This window comes from Chryseobacterium culicis (assembly GCF_002979755.1).
Taxonomy (GTDB): Bacteria; Bacteroidota; Bacteroidia; order Flavobacteriales; family Weeksellaceae; genus Chryseobacterium; species Chryseobacterium culicis_A.
Genome location: NZ_PCPP01000001.1, coordinates 2,654,758 through 2,670,566 on the forward strand (window position 1 = coordinate 2,654,758; position 15,809 = coordinate 2,670,566).

Here is a 15,809-nt window from a genome sequence, read left to right on the forward strand (position 1 = left end):
AAATGGGGTAAAGCAAAAAGACTGCTAAATAGCAGTCTTTTTTATATTTTATAAGTAATTATTATACTTTTTCTACTTGCATGTAGCTTAATTCCATTGGAGTTTTTCTACCGAAGATCAATACAGAAACTTCAATTTTCTTTTTGTCTTCAAGAATCTTCTCAACTGTACCATTGAATCCGTTGAAAGGACCATCGATCACTTTAACGTTTTCACCTACTACATAAGGAATCTCAACATCGCTTGCAAATTCTGAAAGTTCATCCATTCTTCCAAGCATTCTGTTAACCTCTGATTTTCTCATTGGAACAGGATCACCGCCTTTTGTCAAACTTAAGAAAGAAATAACTCCAGGGATATTTTTAATAGCGTGAGGAATCTCTCCCATCAGGTCAGCTTCAATCATCAAGTAGCCAGGATAGTAAGGTCTCTCTTTAGGAACTTTTTTACCGTTTCTAATTTGGATCACCTTTTCCATAGGAATAACCACTTGAGTAACGTACTGCTCAAACCCTAGACGTTTGATTTCTGTCTCAATATAGTTTTTCACTTTATTTTCCTGTCCGCTGATAGCTTTCAGCACATACCATTTCAATTCGCTCATTATGGAAAATACTTAATTATTAATTGAACAAGTTGATTAGCATTCCTATTATGTTGCTGATTGCTTTTGAAAACAATTCATCAACTCCAAAGGTAAATAAAGCCAGAATAACTGTCGCAATAGTCACTACAATTGTAGAAGACTGTAGGTCAGCCCATTTTGGCCATTCAACTTTATGTCTGAATTCGTTATAAGAACCTTTTAAAAAATCGACAAATGAACTCATAATTTATATTTGCACGGGCACAAGGATTCGAACCCTGATCAACGGTTTTGGAGACCGGTATCCTACCATTGGACGATGCCCGTAGATTAAAAGCTCCGTAAAGAAATTCCTTACGGAAGCTTTTTATATTTTTAAGATGATTAGTCTATGATTTCAGTAACCTGACCTGAACCAACTGTTCTACCTCCTTCTCTGATCGCAAATCTAAGACCTACGTTAAGAGCGATTGGTTGTAACAATTCTACAGTGATCTCTAAGTTATCACCAGGCATTACCATTTCTACACCTTCTGGTAAGAAGATCTCACCTGTAACGTCAGTAGTTCTTACGTAGAACTGAGGACGGTACTTGTTGTGGAATGGAGTGTGACGTCCACCTTCTTCTTTAGAAAGGATATAAACAGAAGCTTTGAATTTCTTGTGTGGCTTAACTGAATCTTTCTTAGCGATAACCATACCTCTCTTGATGTCAGTTTTTTCAATACCTCTCAACAATAGACCTACGTTATCTCCAGCTTCACCTCTATCTAGGATCTTTCTGAACATCTCAACTCCTGTAATAGTAGAAGTTAATTTCTCATCACCCATACCTACGATATCAACTGGATCACCAGTGTTGATAACACCAGCCTCGATTCTACCAGTTGCTACAGTACCTCTACCTGTAATAGAGAATACGTCTTCGATTGGCATCAAGAATGGCTTATCAGTATCTCTTGGTGGTTGCTCGATCCAAGTATCAACAGCATCCATTAATTCTTCTACGCTTTTGAACCACTTATCTTCTGTGTTAGCAGGAGATGCAGTAGCAGCTGTAAGAGCACCTAGAGCAGAACCTTGAATTACTGGAGAGTTATCTCCGTCAAATTCGTAAGTAGACAATAAGTCTCTAAGTTCCATTTCAACAAGCTCTAACAACTCAGGATCGTCTACCATGTCAACTTTGTTCATGAAAACAACGATTCTAGGTACGTTTACCTGACGGCAAAGTAGGATATGTTCTCTAGTCTGAGGCATAGGACCATCAGTTGCAGCACATACTACGATAGCTCCATCCATCTGAGCAGCACCAGTTACCATGTTCTTAACATAGTCGGCGTGACCTGGACAGTCAACGTGAGCATAATGTCTTTTTTCAGTTTCGTATTCGATGTGAGCAGTATTGATAGTAATACCTCTTTCTTTTTCTTCTGGAGCAGAGTCAATTGCAGAGAAGTCTTTTTTCTCAGCAAGACCTTTGCTAGCTAATACAGCAGAAATAGCAGCTGTAAGAGTAGTTTTACCATGGTCAACGTGACCAATAGTACCAATGTTCAAGTGTGGTTTGTTACGATTAAACGTTTCCTTTGCCATGATTTAAAATTATTTATTTATTGTTTTTCAAATTTTCGGTGTGCAAATATAATGAATTTTTAAATACCAAAAACTTTTTATTAAAAAAACTTTCAATATTCTCATCCAGTGAAGGACAAACCTTATATTTCAACGTATTGAGACTGCAAATTTACACATTTTTCCGGATTGAAAAAAATCATTAGAAACGTTTTATTAAAAAATATAAACTATCTAGCTAATTATGAATATAATAAGCCATAAAAAAATATTCAGACAATCATTATATTCTTAAATCCATCTTGCTTTTTTTCTCGTAGATATAGTAATAACTAAAATTAATATTATGAGAAAACTATTACACATGTGTTTGGCTTTGTTTACGATTGCAGCACTACTTTCATGTGACAATTCAGATGAAAACCCTATGTCAGAAAACATGTCTCAGGGTCCGGATCTTATGGTATATGGAATAACAGCGATGAATGAACTTGTTTATTTTAATTCTAACAATCCGAAAACCTTCACTTCAAAAACAACTGTAACAGGTGTTCCTTCAGGAGAAAAATTGTTAAGTATAGATTTCAGACCTGCTACAGGAGAATTGTATGCAGTATCAAATGCCAGTAAATTATATATAATCAATACCTCCAATGCTTCAGCAAGAGTTGTAAGCACAACAGCATTTGCTCCTTTGATTTCTGGAACAATTGCTTCTATTGATTTCAATCCTACCGTTGATAGAATTCGTCTGGTAAGCAATACTGGTCAAAATCTACGTCTGCATCCGGAAACGGGAGCTGTTGCTGCTACGGATATCAATATTAACGGAACAGGAAACCCTTCCATAACCGGATTAGCTTATACCAACGGCAAAGCAGGAGCTTCTACTACTGTGTTATATGATATTGATCCGATGCTGGGAAAATTATACAAACAGGATCCTCCCAACAATGGAACTTTAGTAGAGGTTGGAAGTCTTGGAACTACTTTTACCGGACAAGCTGCTTTTGATATTAAATTTGATAACAATACTGCATTGTTAGCTTTCAATGATAAACTACATATTCTGGATCTGAATAATGGAAAAGCAACTTCAATAGGTTCTCTTCAACAGGCAATTATTGATCTGGCGATTCCTACAGAACCGGTAGCCTATGCTATTGACAATTCAAATAATCTTCAGATTTTCAATCCAAACAGCCCGATGCCTGTTTCCAAAACAATAGCAGGGTTACAAAGCGGTGAAAATATTTTAGGAATAGATTTCCGTCCTGTAAATGGACAATTGTATGCATTGGGAAGTTCAAGCAGAATCTACACTATCAATTTGGGCACAGGTGCTGCTACTGCAGTGGGCACTACTCCTTTTTCAACCTTACTTTCCGGAACTGATTTCGGTTTTGATTTCAACCCTACTGTAGATAGGATAAGAGTAGTAAGCAATACCGGGCAGAACCTTCGACTTAATCCTAACGACGGGACAATTGCAGCTGTTGATAGCCCATTAAATCCTGGAACTCCGATGATAAGTGCAGCAGCATATACTAATAATTTTGCGGGAGCCACTGCTACAACTCTTTTTGTTATTGATCATAATACAGATAAATTATATCAGCAAAACCCTCCTAATAATGGAACTTTAGTAGAAACAGGTTCTTTAGGGATTAATATTACCAATACTAATGGTTTTGATATTGGAAGTATGAGCCAAAAAGCATATTTAATGGCATCAGTAGGTTCCTCTACAAAAATTTATACCATTAATACAACAACAGGAGCTGCTACATCAGTCTCTGATTACCCTAATTCTGTAAAAGCTTTTACAGTAGGGCTAGGATTTTAAACTCATCCTATTTTATTTCAATAATGGAGAAGCGCGGAAAACTTTGTTTTCCGCGCTTCTGACTAATATAAATGAAAGATTAATTAAATTGGGCTGAGCTTTTTTGCTCTGTTGAAGATCCAGAAGATAATTGGGAAAATAAGCAGGGTAAGCACTGTTGCAGTAATCAGTCCTCCGATAATGACAATTGCCAGAGGTTTCTGGGATTCTGATCCGATCCCGGTAGACAATGCTGCCGGCATAAGCCCGATGGAAGCCATCAGAGCTGTCATAATAACAGGTCTGGTTCTGGATTTGACCCCATTTAATATGGCAGTGTCTATATCCATTCCATCTTTGACATTCTGATGAAATTCTGTAATAAGAATCACCCCGTTCTGGATACAAATTCCCAGAAGGGCAATCATCCCTACCCCGGCAGAGATTCCAAAGTTGATTCCGGTAACATGCAATGCAATAATTCCTCCTATTAAAGCAAAAGGGACATTCGCTAATACCAGAAGAGAATCTTTCATATTTCCAAACAGAATAAACAAAAGGAAGAAAATCATCAGAATACTCACCGGCACTACCTGCGCTAATCGGTGCGAGGCGCGCTGCTGATTTTCAAACTGGCCTGTCCATCCTACAGAATAACCATCCGGAAGTTCAATCGTTTCTACCTTTTTCTGAGCATCCGCAATAGTACTTCCCAAATCTCTGTCACGAATTGAAAATTTAACTCCAATATATCGTTTGATATTATCTCTGTAGATAAATGCGGCTCCGTTATCTTTAACAATGGTACTTATTTCTTTTAAAGGAATTTTTGCTCCATCCTGTGTAGGCACCATCAAAGCTGCAATGTCATTTTCATTGGTTCTGTATTCCTGAGAATAACGAAGACGGATCGGAAACTTCCTTTCTCCATCAAACATTTCTGAAGCCGTTTTTCCACCAAAAGCCATTTCCAGTACTGCCTGTGCATCTGCCGGCATTACTCCGTAAGCGGCCATTTTATCTCTGTCAAGTACTACGCTTACTTCCGGCTGCCCGATATTTTTAATAATTCCGGGATCTTTTACTCCGTTTACATCTTTAATCTTCAATAAAACCTCATTGGCTAACTTGTCCAGGGTTTCCAGATTATCACCATAAATTTTAATTCCATTTTCTGCTTTAAAACCTGCTACGGCTTCTGCTACGTTATCCGAAATCGGCTGGGAATAGTTAAATGTAATTCCCTGATAACTTCTGAGCTTTTGATCTATTTCATTGATTAATTCGTCATAAGTGATCTTACGTTTCCATTCTTCTCTTGGTTTAAGATTGACTGCAAACTGTACGAATCCAAATCCATTGGGATCTGTTCCATCATTACTTCTTCCTGTTTGTGCGAGAACATCTGTTACTTCGGAAAAGCTCATAATGTCTTTCTTTAAAAGATCTGCTGTTTTCAAAGATTCTTTTAACGAGGAACTCATTGGCATTTCTGCGGTGATCCATAATGAACCTTCATTCAACTGTGGCAGGAATTCTGTTCCTAAAAATTTACCGGAGAATAAAGTCAAAGCCAGAAAGGAAATCGCCACAATCATACTCGTTTTTTTGTGCTTAAATGTTAGATTAAAGCCTTTCAAAACAATTCTGTCCCAGAAATTAACAAACGGGTTATTTTTTTCTCTTACATTTTTATTCAAGAGAATATGGGAAAGAACAGGAACCAGTGTCAGCGTAAATATCAAGGCTCCTATTAGGGCAAACCCCAACGTAAAAGCCAAAGGAGAGAACATTTTCCCTTCCACTTTCTGGAATGAGAAAATAGGAATCAGGGAAGTAATGATAATTAATTTTGAAAAGAATATTGCTTTTCCTAATCCTGTACCGGTTTGTTTGATCCAGCCTCCTTTTGCCAATTTATTAAACTTCTCCGTTCCGTACCGTTTCGCTTTATGATCCAGCATCACGAAGAGGCCTTCTACCATGACGACGGCTCCGTCAATGATAATCCCAAAGTCTACTGCTCCCAGCGAAAGCAGGTTGGCACTCATTCCGGCCAGTTTTAAACATAAAAATGCAAACAGTAAAGATAGAGGAATGATGATGGAAACAATCAAAGTTGTCCTCCAGTCTGCCATAAAGATGAGTACAATTACGGTTACCAATACAATTCCTTCAATAAGGTTGTGCATTACGGTATGCGTGGTAAAGTCCATCAGATTATCACGGTCGTAAAAAGTAACCATTTTGACATCTTTTGGAAGTATTTTTTCGTTAAGCTCTTTAATTTTTGCCTTTACTCCCACCAAAACTTCTCTTGGATTCTCTCCTTTTCTCATGACAACGATTCCTTCCACGGTATCATCATGATGATTCAGAGCGGCCTGCCCTACCCTTGGCATGGAGCTTTCATGAACTTCTGCTACATTTTTTACCAAAACAGGGTTTCCACTGTCATTCTGAATGGTAACATTTCCGATATCGGCCACTGATTTCACTAATCCTATTCCTCTTACTACATAGGCCTGCCCATTCTTTTCAATGACATCACCTCCTACATTCAGATTACTTTTGGTGACCGCATCATATACCTGAAGCGGAGTAAGATTATATTTATCCAATGCTCTGGGATCGATACTCAGTTCAAAAACTTTATCCTGTCCTCCAAAAACATTGATATCTGCAACGCCGGGAACTCCTCTTAAAGAACGGTCTATCACCCAGTTTTGCAGGGTAAGCAATGCCCGGGAATCTTTTGTTTTACTTTCCAGCGTATATCTGAAAATTTCTCCCGTAGGCCCGTAGGGTGGCTGTACTTCAGGGTCTACCTCATCAGGAAGGCTAATGGTTCTTAATTGGTTATTAACCTGATTTCTGGCAAAAGTATCATCCACCCCGTCGTCAAACAGAATTTTAACAATGGAAAGCCCAAACATGGTGGTACTTCTCACACTTGTTTTCTTCTGAACCGGGCTCATCGCCAATTCGATGGGTGTAGTGACAAAACGTTCTACTTCTTCCGCACTACGCCCATTCCATTGGGTAATGATGACAATCTGGGTATTGGTTACATCCGGGAAAGCTTCAATAGGCATATTTTTGAAACTTATAAAACCGGAGATGGCTAAAATCGCAATCCAGATAAAGGTAAATGCTTTATTTTTTAATGAAAAAGCAATTATATTTTTAATGAATTTATTCATGATAGATAAATTGATGACCTAAAAAAGCCGTTAAAGAAAAACATAGATATTCTTAATGGTTTAATAAGACTAGCTGTTCAGCGAGCGGTATATCAGCAGCTGGTTGTTGGTTATCACTTCTTCCCCATCTTTCAGACCGTCTGCAATATAGGTAACGTCACCTACCTGTTTTAATACTTTTATCTCTCGGATTTTCACATCTGTTCTGGATTTAAAAATCACGACAAAGCTTTTATTATCATCAAAAATTACAGCTTTGGAAGGGATCGCCAAGGTGGTACTGTTTTCAAGGCTGGAAACTTTTATAGTAGCTTTACTGTCGGGAATTAACAATCCGTTGGCATTATCCAGAACAACTCTTGCCTGCATAGCATTGGTCTGCGGATCAATAATTTTGAATATTTTATCAATTTTCCCATCAAAAACTTTATCCGGATAAGAAAGAGTGGATACCTGAGCCTTCATTCCAAGACTGATCTTATCAATATCAGATTCGTTCACATTCATGATTGCCCAAACATTGGTGGTATTGGCAACATCAAAAATATTATCACTCCTGTCACTTCTCAGCTGCATATCTTTATTGATACTTTTCTGAACAATATAACCGTTGATAGGTGCTACTACACTGTATATATTTCCGGTTTTCACATTATAAACCGTACTTACCGCAGCAGCTCTCTGCAATTGGTCTTCGGCTTTTTGAAGTTGGCTTTTAGCTTCCAGAACATCTCTTTCTGTATTTAGTTTTCCTTCGTACAACTCTTTGGCAACGCGAAGATTATTTTTTGCTACGACCAGATCTGTTTTTGCATCGCTTACATCCTTTTGAATTTCTGCAAGCTCAGTACTCCTGATCGTTGCCAGCACCTGTCCTTTTTTTACATAGTCTCCCAATTCAACGTTTACACTCATCACATTTCCTCCTACCAGCGGGTAAACATCTATATAACTGTTTTTGTCGGCAGAGATTTTTCCGTAAAAGCTATATTCATCTTCTATATTCTTTCTTTCAACTTTTGCCAGGGAAATAGAACTCAACATCGTGTTGCTAAGCTCAAATCCTTTTTTAGCGTGAATATTTTTCTCTTCCTCTTTTTTTGAACAGGCCAATAATGAAACGACCATCAATGCGGGGATAATATATGTTTTCATGATTTTAATAGAAGATTTTCGTTTGTATGAGTTGATTAAGCTGCTCCGCAGACTGCATGATTTCATTTTTCATATCATAGATCTGAAGGGCTGTTTCTCGGTAACTATCCATAAAGTCCGTGAATTCAATCAGGTTGACATTTCCTTTTCTGAAATTATTCAGCATTCCGTTGTAGACAAGTTCCATATTCTGAAGATCCGTAGTTTTCACATCCAGAAGCTGATCATACTGAGCTTTCCATGTTTTATAAGCAGACTGAACTTTCGTTTCAAGAGTCAGTTTCTGAAAATCTGCATTTTTCTGGTTCTGCTGAATGGCATAGTTTGCTTTTACCACATTACCCTGATTTGCTTTCCACAATGGCAAAGGAATTCCCAATGTCAGATTCGCTTCATTATTAAAGGTTCCCCCTGCCTGATCCCATGCAGCACCTACAGTAACATCCGGTACATTCATTGATTTCTGCCACTGGGCATACAGCTTACTGTTATCAATAAGTTTCAAATTGTACCTGTAATCTGCATTATTTTCCAGTGCTTTACTCTTCAGCTCTTCTTCATCACCAAAAGGCTGTGCTGCTAGAGCATCTTTAGCTTCAGTTTCAGACATCACAGGCTCTATCTCTTCCGAAGTTCCTGTCAAAACTTTTAGATTCTGTTCAAAATCAAGGATATTTTTATTGATTTCCAGTTTATCATGATTCAGCTGGATCACAATACTCTGTAGTCTTACAGCATCTTTAAGGGAAACATTTCCTTTTGCTGATTGTGCACGGTAGGCATTTAAAAGATCATTCATATACCCCAGCTGCCTGTTGGTATTCTCCAGTTTCAGTTTTTCATAGTAAAGGTTGAAATAGGCAGAACGGAGCTGAGATCTTAAATCCACCAGCAATTGTGAAAACTGAAGCTGGGCAAGTTCTTTATTGGATTTGGCAAAAGCAATTTCGTTTTTCTTTTTGCCTCCCATATAAATCAATTGAGTAATGCCTGCTCCTTTGGAATGTCCTACATCAAAAAACTTTTTATCCTGAGGGTTGTAAGCATTAAACTGCCCGCTTAATTGAGGTAATTCCCAGATTTTAGCCTGCAGAATATCCGCATCAGCCATATTGATGTTATATTGTTCGGCGAGCAGCTGGAGGTTGTTCTTCTGAAAGGCTTCTTCGCATTCCAAAAGAGACATCTGCTGTTGTGCTGCCATGAATGAGGAAATGGCGAGGCACAGCACTGCAATTCTGTTCATTATTTTTCTTTTTAAAATACAAAATTGCTTTGATGCGATTAAAAGAAACTTAAATGACGCTTAAAAAAATATTAAAATGGGCTTAAACAGGACGTTTATGGTAAAAATCGGCAGATGAAAATAATATATTTTTCTCCAATCATTGAATTTTATATTAAAAAATTCAATCCAGAGTTTAACAAAAAAGCAACTGTTTTCGTAACCAGTTGCCTCTAATTTTATTTTTTAAAAAATAATGTAAACTTATTCATGTAATCCTCAGGTGAAGAGTACTTAATATCTGCATCGTGATATTCCAGGATTCTTTTGACAATTCTAAGACCTAGTCCGGATCCTGCTATATTCTGAGCATTATTTCCTCTTGTAAAAGCTTCAAACAATTTAGCTTGTTCTTCTTCGGGAATTGTATTTCCATGGGAAATGACTTCTACAGAAAGATTGTCATTCGTTTCAGTTATTAATACGTTTACTTCAGTATTGTCCGAATATACAGCAGCATTTTTAAAGAGATTAATAAAGACAATCACCAATAGTGATTGAATTCCTTTGATCATCAGAAAAGCATTCTCAGAATTATCTTCATTAATCAGGAAGTCCAGCTTAAGTTGTGGATAACTTTTCTCTACCGCTTCAAAAGCTTCGAAAATAACTTCATCAATCCTTACTTCCTCATAAATACTCTGAATATTTTCTTTATCAAATTTCGTAAGCAGTAAAAGTGAGTTCGTAAGATCCGACAGCTGGTATACATCCCGCTGAATCTGTTTTAGAGAAGAAAGCGTTTCCGGGGAATGTTCCTCAAATTTAATCAGGTTCTCCAGCTGAAACGCCATTCTTGTTATAGGGGTTCTGATCTCATGGGAAGCACTTGCCGTAAAATCCTTTTGCGACTGAAATACATCATCCAGCCTTCCGATCATCGTATTAAAAGATTTTGCAAGAACACTTACTTCATCATTGGATTGTTCCACAGGAATCTGTGTGGTTAGTTTGTGAGCCGTAACTTCAGAAATTTCTTTATTCAGGTCTTCCAGGGGACGTAGAAACTTTTCTACAAAATAATAACTGAAAAAACCAATAAGCATAGTGCTCATCACATAAGCCGTGATCAAAAGATATTTAAGATAGCCCAACTTAGATTTCCCGTTGGTATCAAAGGCACTCGTAAGAATATAATAGTTTTCTCCATTAATGTTTCTGAGCGCTGCATAGATCTCCGGAACCGTCTTTTCTGTATAGATAATCTTTTTCTTATCCAGCTCTTTAAGCATTGCACTGTCCCAGATGACATTCCGGTCTTTGATTGTACTGTAGATCAATTCTTTTTTTTCGTTGAAAATTAAAATCTTTTCATTCAAAAGAATATTGTCAGAGTTTTCATTGAAAAAAACGGGAGCTTCCTCTTCAAAGTCTTTAGATTTTGAGATGAAATGAGACGTAAACTCAAGCCTCTGCCTGAATCTTTCTTTAAACTCATCCCTCCTGAAATCATTAAAAGATAAATAAATGACCGCCATCACCATTCCAAAAAGCAATGAAAAGGCGATACTGATCGTTAAAGCTATCTTTCTTTTTAAAGACATTTATAATGGGCTTAGGTAGTATCCGAAACCTGAACGGGTATGGATGAGTTTTATTTTAAAATCTTTATCAATCTTTTTCCTCAGGAAATTGATATAAACTTCTACCGTGTTGGTATTGGTATTAAAATTATGTTCCCATACATGTTCTGTGATCTGCTGCTTGGAAACGGTTCTTCCCTGCGCTTCCGCAAGATAAACCAGCAGCTGAAATTCTTTTAGGGTAAGGGTGATTTCATTTCCTCCACGATACACTTTCTGTTCTGTTTTATTGATAATAAGATCATCAATTCTGAGAATATCCTGATCTGAATTATCAGAAGGGGCTTTTCGTCTCAGCAGTGAATTGATTCTTAAAAGAAGTTCTTCAAACTGGAAAGGCTTTACAAGATAATCATCAGCCAGCCTGGTGAAGGCATCTTTTTTATCAGAGATATCTCCGTAGGCCGAAATGATAATGATTGGGGTATTTTTATCAAAAGAACGGATCGTTTGGCACACATCAAGTCCATTTATTTTAGGAACATTAATATCCAGCAGATACAAATCGTAAGTATTGTTTTTTATCTGGCGGAGAAAAGTCTCTCCGTCATAGATCTTATCACAGTTAAAATTATTTGATTCTAAAAATCTGCAAAGTTCTGCAGACAGAATGAGATCATCTTCCAATAAAAGAATATTCATCAAAAATTTATTTTACACGAATTTAACGAAAATTTTCAGGAGTTTAAAAGCAAATAGCATAAAACAAATAATAAAACTAAATCACCCCATAAGTACAGTAACTGAGTGAACATGCCATTCATAGTAGTTTAATCGACAAATAAATTGAATAAAAAACCAAACTGCAAGTGTCTTACATGAAAAATAGATAAAATAAAAATAATCCCAAGACTAATGAAAAACTCTTTGTTTATGATTATTTCACTCTTTTCCCACTTTTGGGTAGGCAAAATAGATGTTAAAAATAGCAACAGCATAGTAAAGTGTATATGCAACCATCTTCCCCAATCAAGAGCACAAATGAATAATGGGATTGTAATTATGCAACATAATATAAAGCCTATTAAAATCTTTTTATTATCTTCTGTTTGGGTGCAAATGTAATAGACAAATACAATAGAAACAATAACAAAGCTTAATCCGTACAAACTATAATCAGAAATCTGTGACATAATTTGAGATCCCGTATTAAGGTTTTCATTCCAAGTAAAGATATTTTCCCCTGATAAAACAACATCTCTTTCTTTCAATATCTGCAAAGATCTTCCATTATTTATTTTTGACCCCATAAAAAAGAAAAAAAACATAGGCAGAATACATGCAGATAAATATATTAAACTACGTTTCAATTTATTCTTAACATCAAAATAATATAAGGAAAATATAAAATAAGGTATATAAAAAATTATTATTTCATGAAAAAAAGAAAACAAAAATATAGATCCAACAACTAACATTTCTATTTTTTTCCGATACATATTATGGGTTATATGATAAATAAAAATGGTATATAACGTAATAAAAATAATTTCTTTTCTACCTATAATATTAATATCATAATAGTAAAATAAAAAAGTAATAGGTGTAAAAATTAAAGTTAAATATAATGGTGGTATTTTCTTTTTATAAAGAAGCAATATAAAATAAACGAAAAATATAAGATATAGAGAAAACTGAAAAAAATAAACAATCCTATACAAAGGAATATGGGTAATGTCATGAAGATATATAAACAAAGTTCCTCCTAATCCTCTCCGCTTAAATCCTCCATCCTGATAATTAATGAGCCAGTCTGCATAGCACCATCCATTGTCATTTTTATCGAAAAAATATAAATTTTTACTTATATGCTTTGAAAGCAATAAAAAGAATAAAACAATACTTGTTTTATAGTTTAAAATATAAACCCAACAGCGATTGTTTTTTTTTCAAATAATGCATTGATATTATTTATTTCTAAATATAAATTAGAGCCAACTACGGGACTTGAACCCGTGACCTCTTCCTTACCAAGGAAGCACTCTACCGCTGAGCTAAGTCGGCATCAACTAAAAAAATCACACTGAGTAGCGTGATTTTTTGTTGAGCGGAAGACGGGGGTCGAACCCGCGACATTCAGCTTGGAAGGCTGACGCTCTACCAACTGAGCTACTTCCGCAATTTTGTTTCCAAAACTATTGGTAAACGCTGTGCAAAACTAAGAAAATTTATTTAATCTTGCAAGTATTTTTATTAATATAAAATGTGGGGAGAGCAGGATTCGAACCTACGAAGCCGAAGCAACTGAGTTACAGTCAGTCCCATTTAGCCACTCTGGAATCTCCCCAATATTTTATATTAAAATGAGCCTCCAGAGGGATTCGAACCCACGACCCCGAGATTACAAATCACGTGCTCTGGCCAACTGAGCTATGGAGGCATTTTAATAAAAGACTGAAAGTGATTGAGAAACTCTACTCTACACGTTTCAGTGTTAAAAAAAATCACTTTTATTGTGTGATTTTATGGAGCGGAAGACGGGGGTCGAACCCGCGACATTCAGCTTGGAAGGCTGACGCTCTACCAACTGAGCTACTTCCGCAATTTTGTTTCCAAAACTATTGGTAAACGCTGTGCAAAACTAAGAAAACTTATTTAATCTTGCAAGTTTTTTTTATAAAAATATAAAGTGGGGAGAGCAGGATTCGAACCTACGAAGCCGAAGCAACTGAGTTACAGTCAGTCCCATTTAGCCACTCTGGAATCTCCCCAAAAGTTTATATTTTATGAGCCTCCAGAGGGATTCGAACCCACGACCCCGAGATTACAAATCACGTGCTCTGGCCAACTGAGCTATGGAGGCAAATATAAAAAAGAATTCAAAAGATCGCTGTTCCTTTTTTGCGAGTGCAAATATAGAACGGATTTTTTGAATTCTCAAATATTTTATAAACTTTTTTTAACTTTTTTTTCTATGCCATTTCTTTTTTCTTGATTAATAGCTTTTTAGCTGTATCAACACAAAGGTCCAAACTTTCTTCAAAACTCGCAGATGTCTTCTTTACTACGATATCATCTCCTGGAACCGCCAAAATAATCTCAGCTGTTTTATTCGCTTTATCAGCGTTATTTTCTACTTTTAAAAATACCTTGCACTCTTGAATTTTGTCATAAAAGGTATCCAATTTGCTTACTTTTTTGTCGATGTGTGACTCTAGTGGTTCGTGTGGTGTTAAACCAATTGATTGAACTGAAATCTTCATAATTCTTCTTTTTTTGATGCTCGAGGGTGAGCCTGATTAAACACTTTTTTCAATTGTTCAATATTAGCATTCGTATAGACTTGAGTACTGGCAAGACTGGAATGCCCTAATATTTTTTTCACTTTGGAGATCTCCGCCCCATTATCCAAAACGTGTGTAGCAAAGCTATGCCGGAGGATATGAGGACTTTTTTTTTCTTTCGTTGTTATAAGACTAAGGTACTTATTAACTACCACATAAACAAATTTTTCGTTGAGTTTTTTCCCTTTCTTATTGACGAAAAAATATGATTTAAATTCGGTCTGTGGATTTCTTATTTCCAGATAACTTTTAAGGAGTTCAGACAATTCGTTGGAAATAGGGATTACTCTTTCTTTATTCCCCTTTCCTATTACTTTTAATTCATTTTCATATAAGTCAACATTCTCAAATATCAGGCCACAAAGTTCGGCTTTACGCATTCCCGTCTGATAAAGAACCTCCATAATGCATTCTTCAAGCAGATCATGCACCTGTTGGAAGATTCTTTCATTAAGATCTGTCATTTCCTCTTTAGATATAGGAATCTGTTTTTCAGCATAAAACTTCAGAGAAGAGATTCCTTCTGTTGGAGAAACTTTAATTTCTCCTATTTTTAAAAGAAAAAGATAAAAACTGCGGAGAGAAGATAGTTTTCTATTGATACTTCTTTTAGAAATATTATTTTCGCTCAGTTCAACAATGAAATTTCTGATAATTTTCTTGTCTGCTTTGGCTAAATTGTCGGAAGATTCTGTTCGGAGAAAGAAATGGGAAAAGTCTTCAAGGTCTTTTTTGTAGCTTGTAATCGTATGAGGAGAATATCTTTTTTCGAATTGTAAGTATTCTAAAAACTTTTCCAGCATCATAGGTATAAAAATAAAAATTCACTCCTCAAATATAAGAATTTAAGAAGTGAATTAATATATGGTTAAGAAAAAATCTTAAGCCTGCTCTTCTTTGCTAAGCGCTCTTTGTTTGTAAGCAGCTTTTAACTTAGATTGTCTCAAAGTTACAGAAGGCTTGATAAAAGCTTGTCTAGATCTTAATTGACGAACAGTTCCTGTTTTATCAAATTTTCTCTTGTATTTTTTTAAAGCTCTGTCGATGGATTCACCATCTTTTACTGGAATTATTAACATATTTTACATCTCATTTTGGATTGCAAAACTAGGCAATTTTTCTTACAACACAAAATATATTACCATAAACAATCATTCCATTATCTAAAGTAATCTTAAAAACCTAGTATTAAAAGCCATTAACACATATTTTTTTTATCCACAACTATCCAACATTTAAATCTTAAGGGCTTCAAATTGCTCATCATAACCCCTAATTTTCATTAAAATCGTTCATATTAATGAAATATAAAC

At 35.9% G+C, this 15,809-nt stretch carries 13 protein-coding genes and 8 tRNA genes; 1 reads left to right on the top strand and 20 read right to left on the bottom strand.

Annotated features, from left to right (window positions below):
• Positions 1–61: 61 nt before the first annotated feature.
• The 4 genes from nusG to tuf all read right to left on the bottom strand — a co-directional run bounded on the left by nusG (position 62) and on the right by tuf (position 2,182).
• Entirely contained in the window at positions 62–604 is a 543-nt protein-coding gene (gene nusG, locus CQ022_RS12035; RefSeq protein WP_105681614.1) for a transcription termination/antitermination protein NusG, read from the bottom strand.
• A gap of 19 nt (positions 605–623) precedes the next feature.
• The gene (gene secE, locus CQ022_RS12040) at positions 624–830 is read right to left on the bottom strand and encodes a preprotein translocase subunit SecE (protein ID WP_002976410.1); all 207 of its coding nucleotides are present in this window, start codon (positions 828–830) and stop codon (positions 624–626) included.
• Positions 831–842: 12 nt separating this feature from the next.
• A tRNA-Trp gene (locus tag CQ022_RS12045) sits at positions 843–913 on the bottom strand.
• Positions 914–970: 57 nt separating this feature from the next.
• Positions 971–2,182 (bottom strand): elongation factor Tu, encoded by a 1,212-nt coding sequence (gene tuf, locus CQ022_RS12050; protein ID WP_105681615.1) that lies wholly within the window; start codon positions 2,180–2,182, stop codon positions 971–973.
• Between the two features lie 325 nt (positions 2,183–2,507).
• On the opposite strand from tuf, the gene CQ022_RS12055 reads away from it, so the two are divergent.
• Complete coding sequence (locus CQ022_RS12055; protein WP_105681616.1) at positions 2,508–4,007, top strand: DUF4394 domain-containing protein; 1,500 nt, start codon at positions 2,508–2,510, stop codon at positions 4,005–4,007.
• A gap of 83 nt (positions 4,008–4,090) precedes the next feature.
• On the opposite strand, the gene CQ022_RS12060 is transcribed toward CQ022_RS12055, so the two are convergent.
• The 16 genes from CQ022_RS12060 to rpsU form a co-directional block, all read right to left on the bottom strand.
• Positions 4,091–7,189, bottom strand: coding sequence for an efflux RND transporter permease subunit (locus tag CQ022_RS12060; protein ID WP_105681617.1), 3,099 nt, complete (start codon positions 7,187–7,189; stop codon positions 4,091–4,093).
• Positions 7,190–7,258: 69 nt separating this feature from the next.
• Complete coding sequence (locus CQ022_RS12065; protein ID WP_105681618.1) at positions 7,259–8,344, bottom strand: efflux RND transporter periplasmic adaptor subunit; 1,086 nt, start codon at positions 8,342–8,344, stop codon at positions 7,259–7,261.
• A 4-nt stretch (positions 8,345–8,348) separates the two neighbouring features.
• A complete protein-coding gene (locus tag CQ022_RS12070) occupies positions 8,349–9,590 on the bottom strand; it encodes a TolC family protein (protein ID WP_105681619.1) in 1,242 nt (413 codons plus the stop codon).
• 218 nt (positions 9,591–9,808) lie between these two features.
• A complete protein-coding gene (locus CQ022_RS12075) occupies positions 9,809–11,173 on the bottom strand; it encodes an ATP-binding protein (RefSeq protein WP_105681620.1) in 1,365 nt (454 codons plus the stop codon).
• Positions 11,174–11,854 carry a response regulator transcription factor gene (locus tag CQ022_RS12080; RefSeq protein ID WP_105681621.1) on the bottom strand — a complete coding sequence of 227 codons (681 nt, stop codon included), beginning with the start codon at positions 11,852–11,854 and terminating at the stop codon, positions 11,174–11,176.
• A gap of 128 nt (positions 11,855–11,982) precedes the next feature.
• Positions 11,983–12,630, bottom strand: a complete 648-nt coding sequence (locus tag CQ022_RS22745; protein ID WP_123864427.1) for a hypothetical protein — start codon at positions 12,628–12,630, stop codon at positions 11,983–11,985.
• A 514-nt stretch (positions 12,631–13,144) separates the two neighbouring features.
• Positions 13,145–13,216, bottom strand: a tRNA-Thr gene (locus CQ022_RS12090).
• A 42-nt stretch (positions 13,217–13,258) separates the two neighbouring features.
• Positions 13,259–13,331 (bottom strand) — tRNA-Gly (locus CQ022_RS12095).
• An 87-nt stretch (positions 13,332–13,418) separates the two neighbouring features.
• Positions 13,419–13,499 (bottom strand) — tRNA-Tyr (locus CQ022_RS12100).
• 19 nt (positions 13,500–13,518) lie between these two features.
• Positions 13,519–13,592 (bottom strand) — tRNA-Thr (locus tag CQ022_RS12105).
• Between the two features lie 86 nt (positions 13,593–13,678).
• Positions 13,679–13,754 (bottom strand) — tRNA-Gly (locus CQ022_RS12110).
• An 88-nt stretch (positions 13,755–13,842) separates the two neighbouring features.
• Positions 13,843–13,923, bottom strand: a tRNA-Tyr gene (locus CQ022_RS12115).
• A gap of 18 nt (positions 13,924–13,941) precedes the next feature.
• Positions 13,942–14,015: transfer RNA gene (locus CQ022_RS12120), tRNA-Thr, on the bottom strand.
• A gap of 109 nt (positions 14,016–14,124) precedes the next feature.
• Complete coding sequence (locus CQ022_RS12125) at positions 14,125–14,415, bottom strand: HPF/RaiA family ribosome-associated protein (protein WP_034693158.1); 291 nt, start codon at positions 14,413–14,415, stop codon at positions 14,125–14,127.
• Positions 14,412–15,299 carry a tyrosine-type recombinase/integrase gene (locus CQ022_RS12130; RefSeq protein ID WP_105681623.1) on the bottom strand — a complete coding sequence of 296 codons (888 nt, stop codon included), beginning with the start codon at positions 15,297–15,299 and terminating at the stop codon, positions 14,412–14,414. Before CQ022_RS12130 ends, CQ022_RS12125 begins: the two co-directional genes overlap by 4 nt.
• Positions 15,300–15,377: 78 nt before the next feature.
• On the bottom strand, positions 15,378–15,575 hold the full coding sequence (rpsU, locus tag CQ022_RS12135; RefSeq protein WP_045501128.1) for a 30S ribosomal protein S21: 198 nt from the start codon (positions 15,573–15,575) through the stop codon (positions 15,378–15,380).
• Positions 15,576–15,809 lie beyond the last annotated feature (234 nt).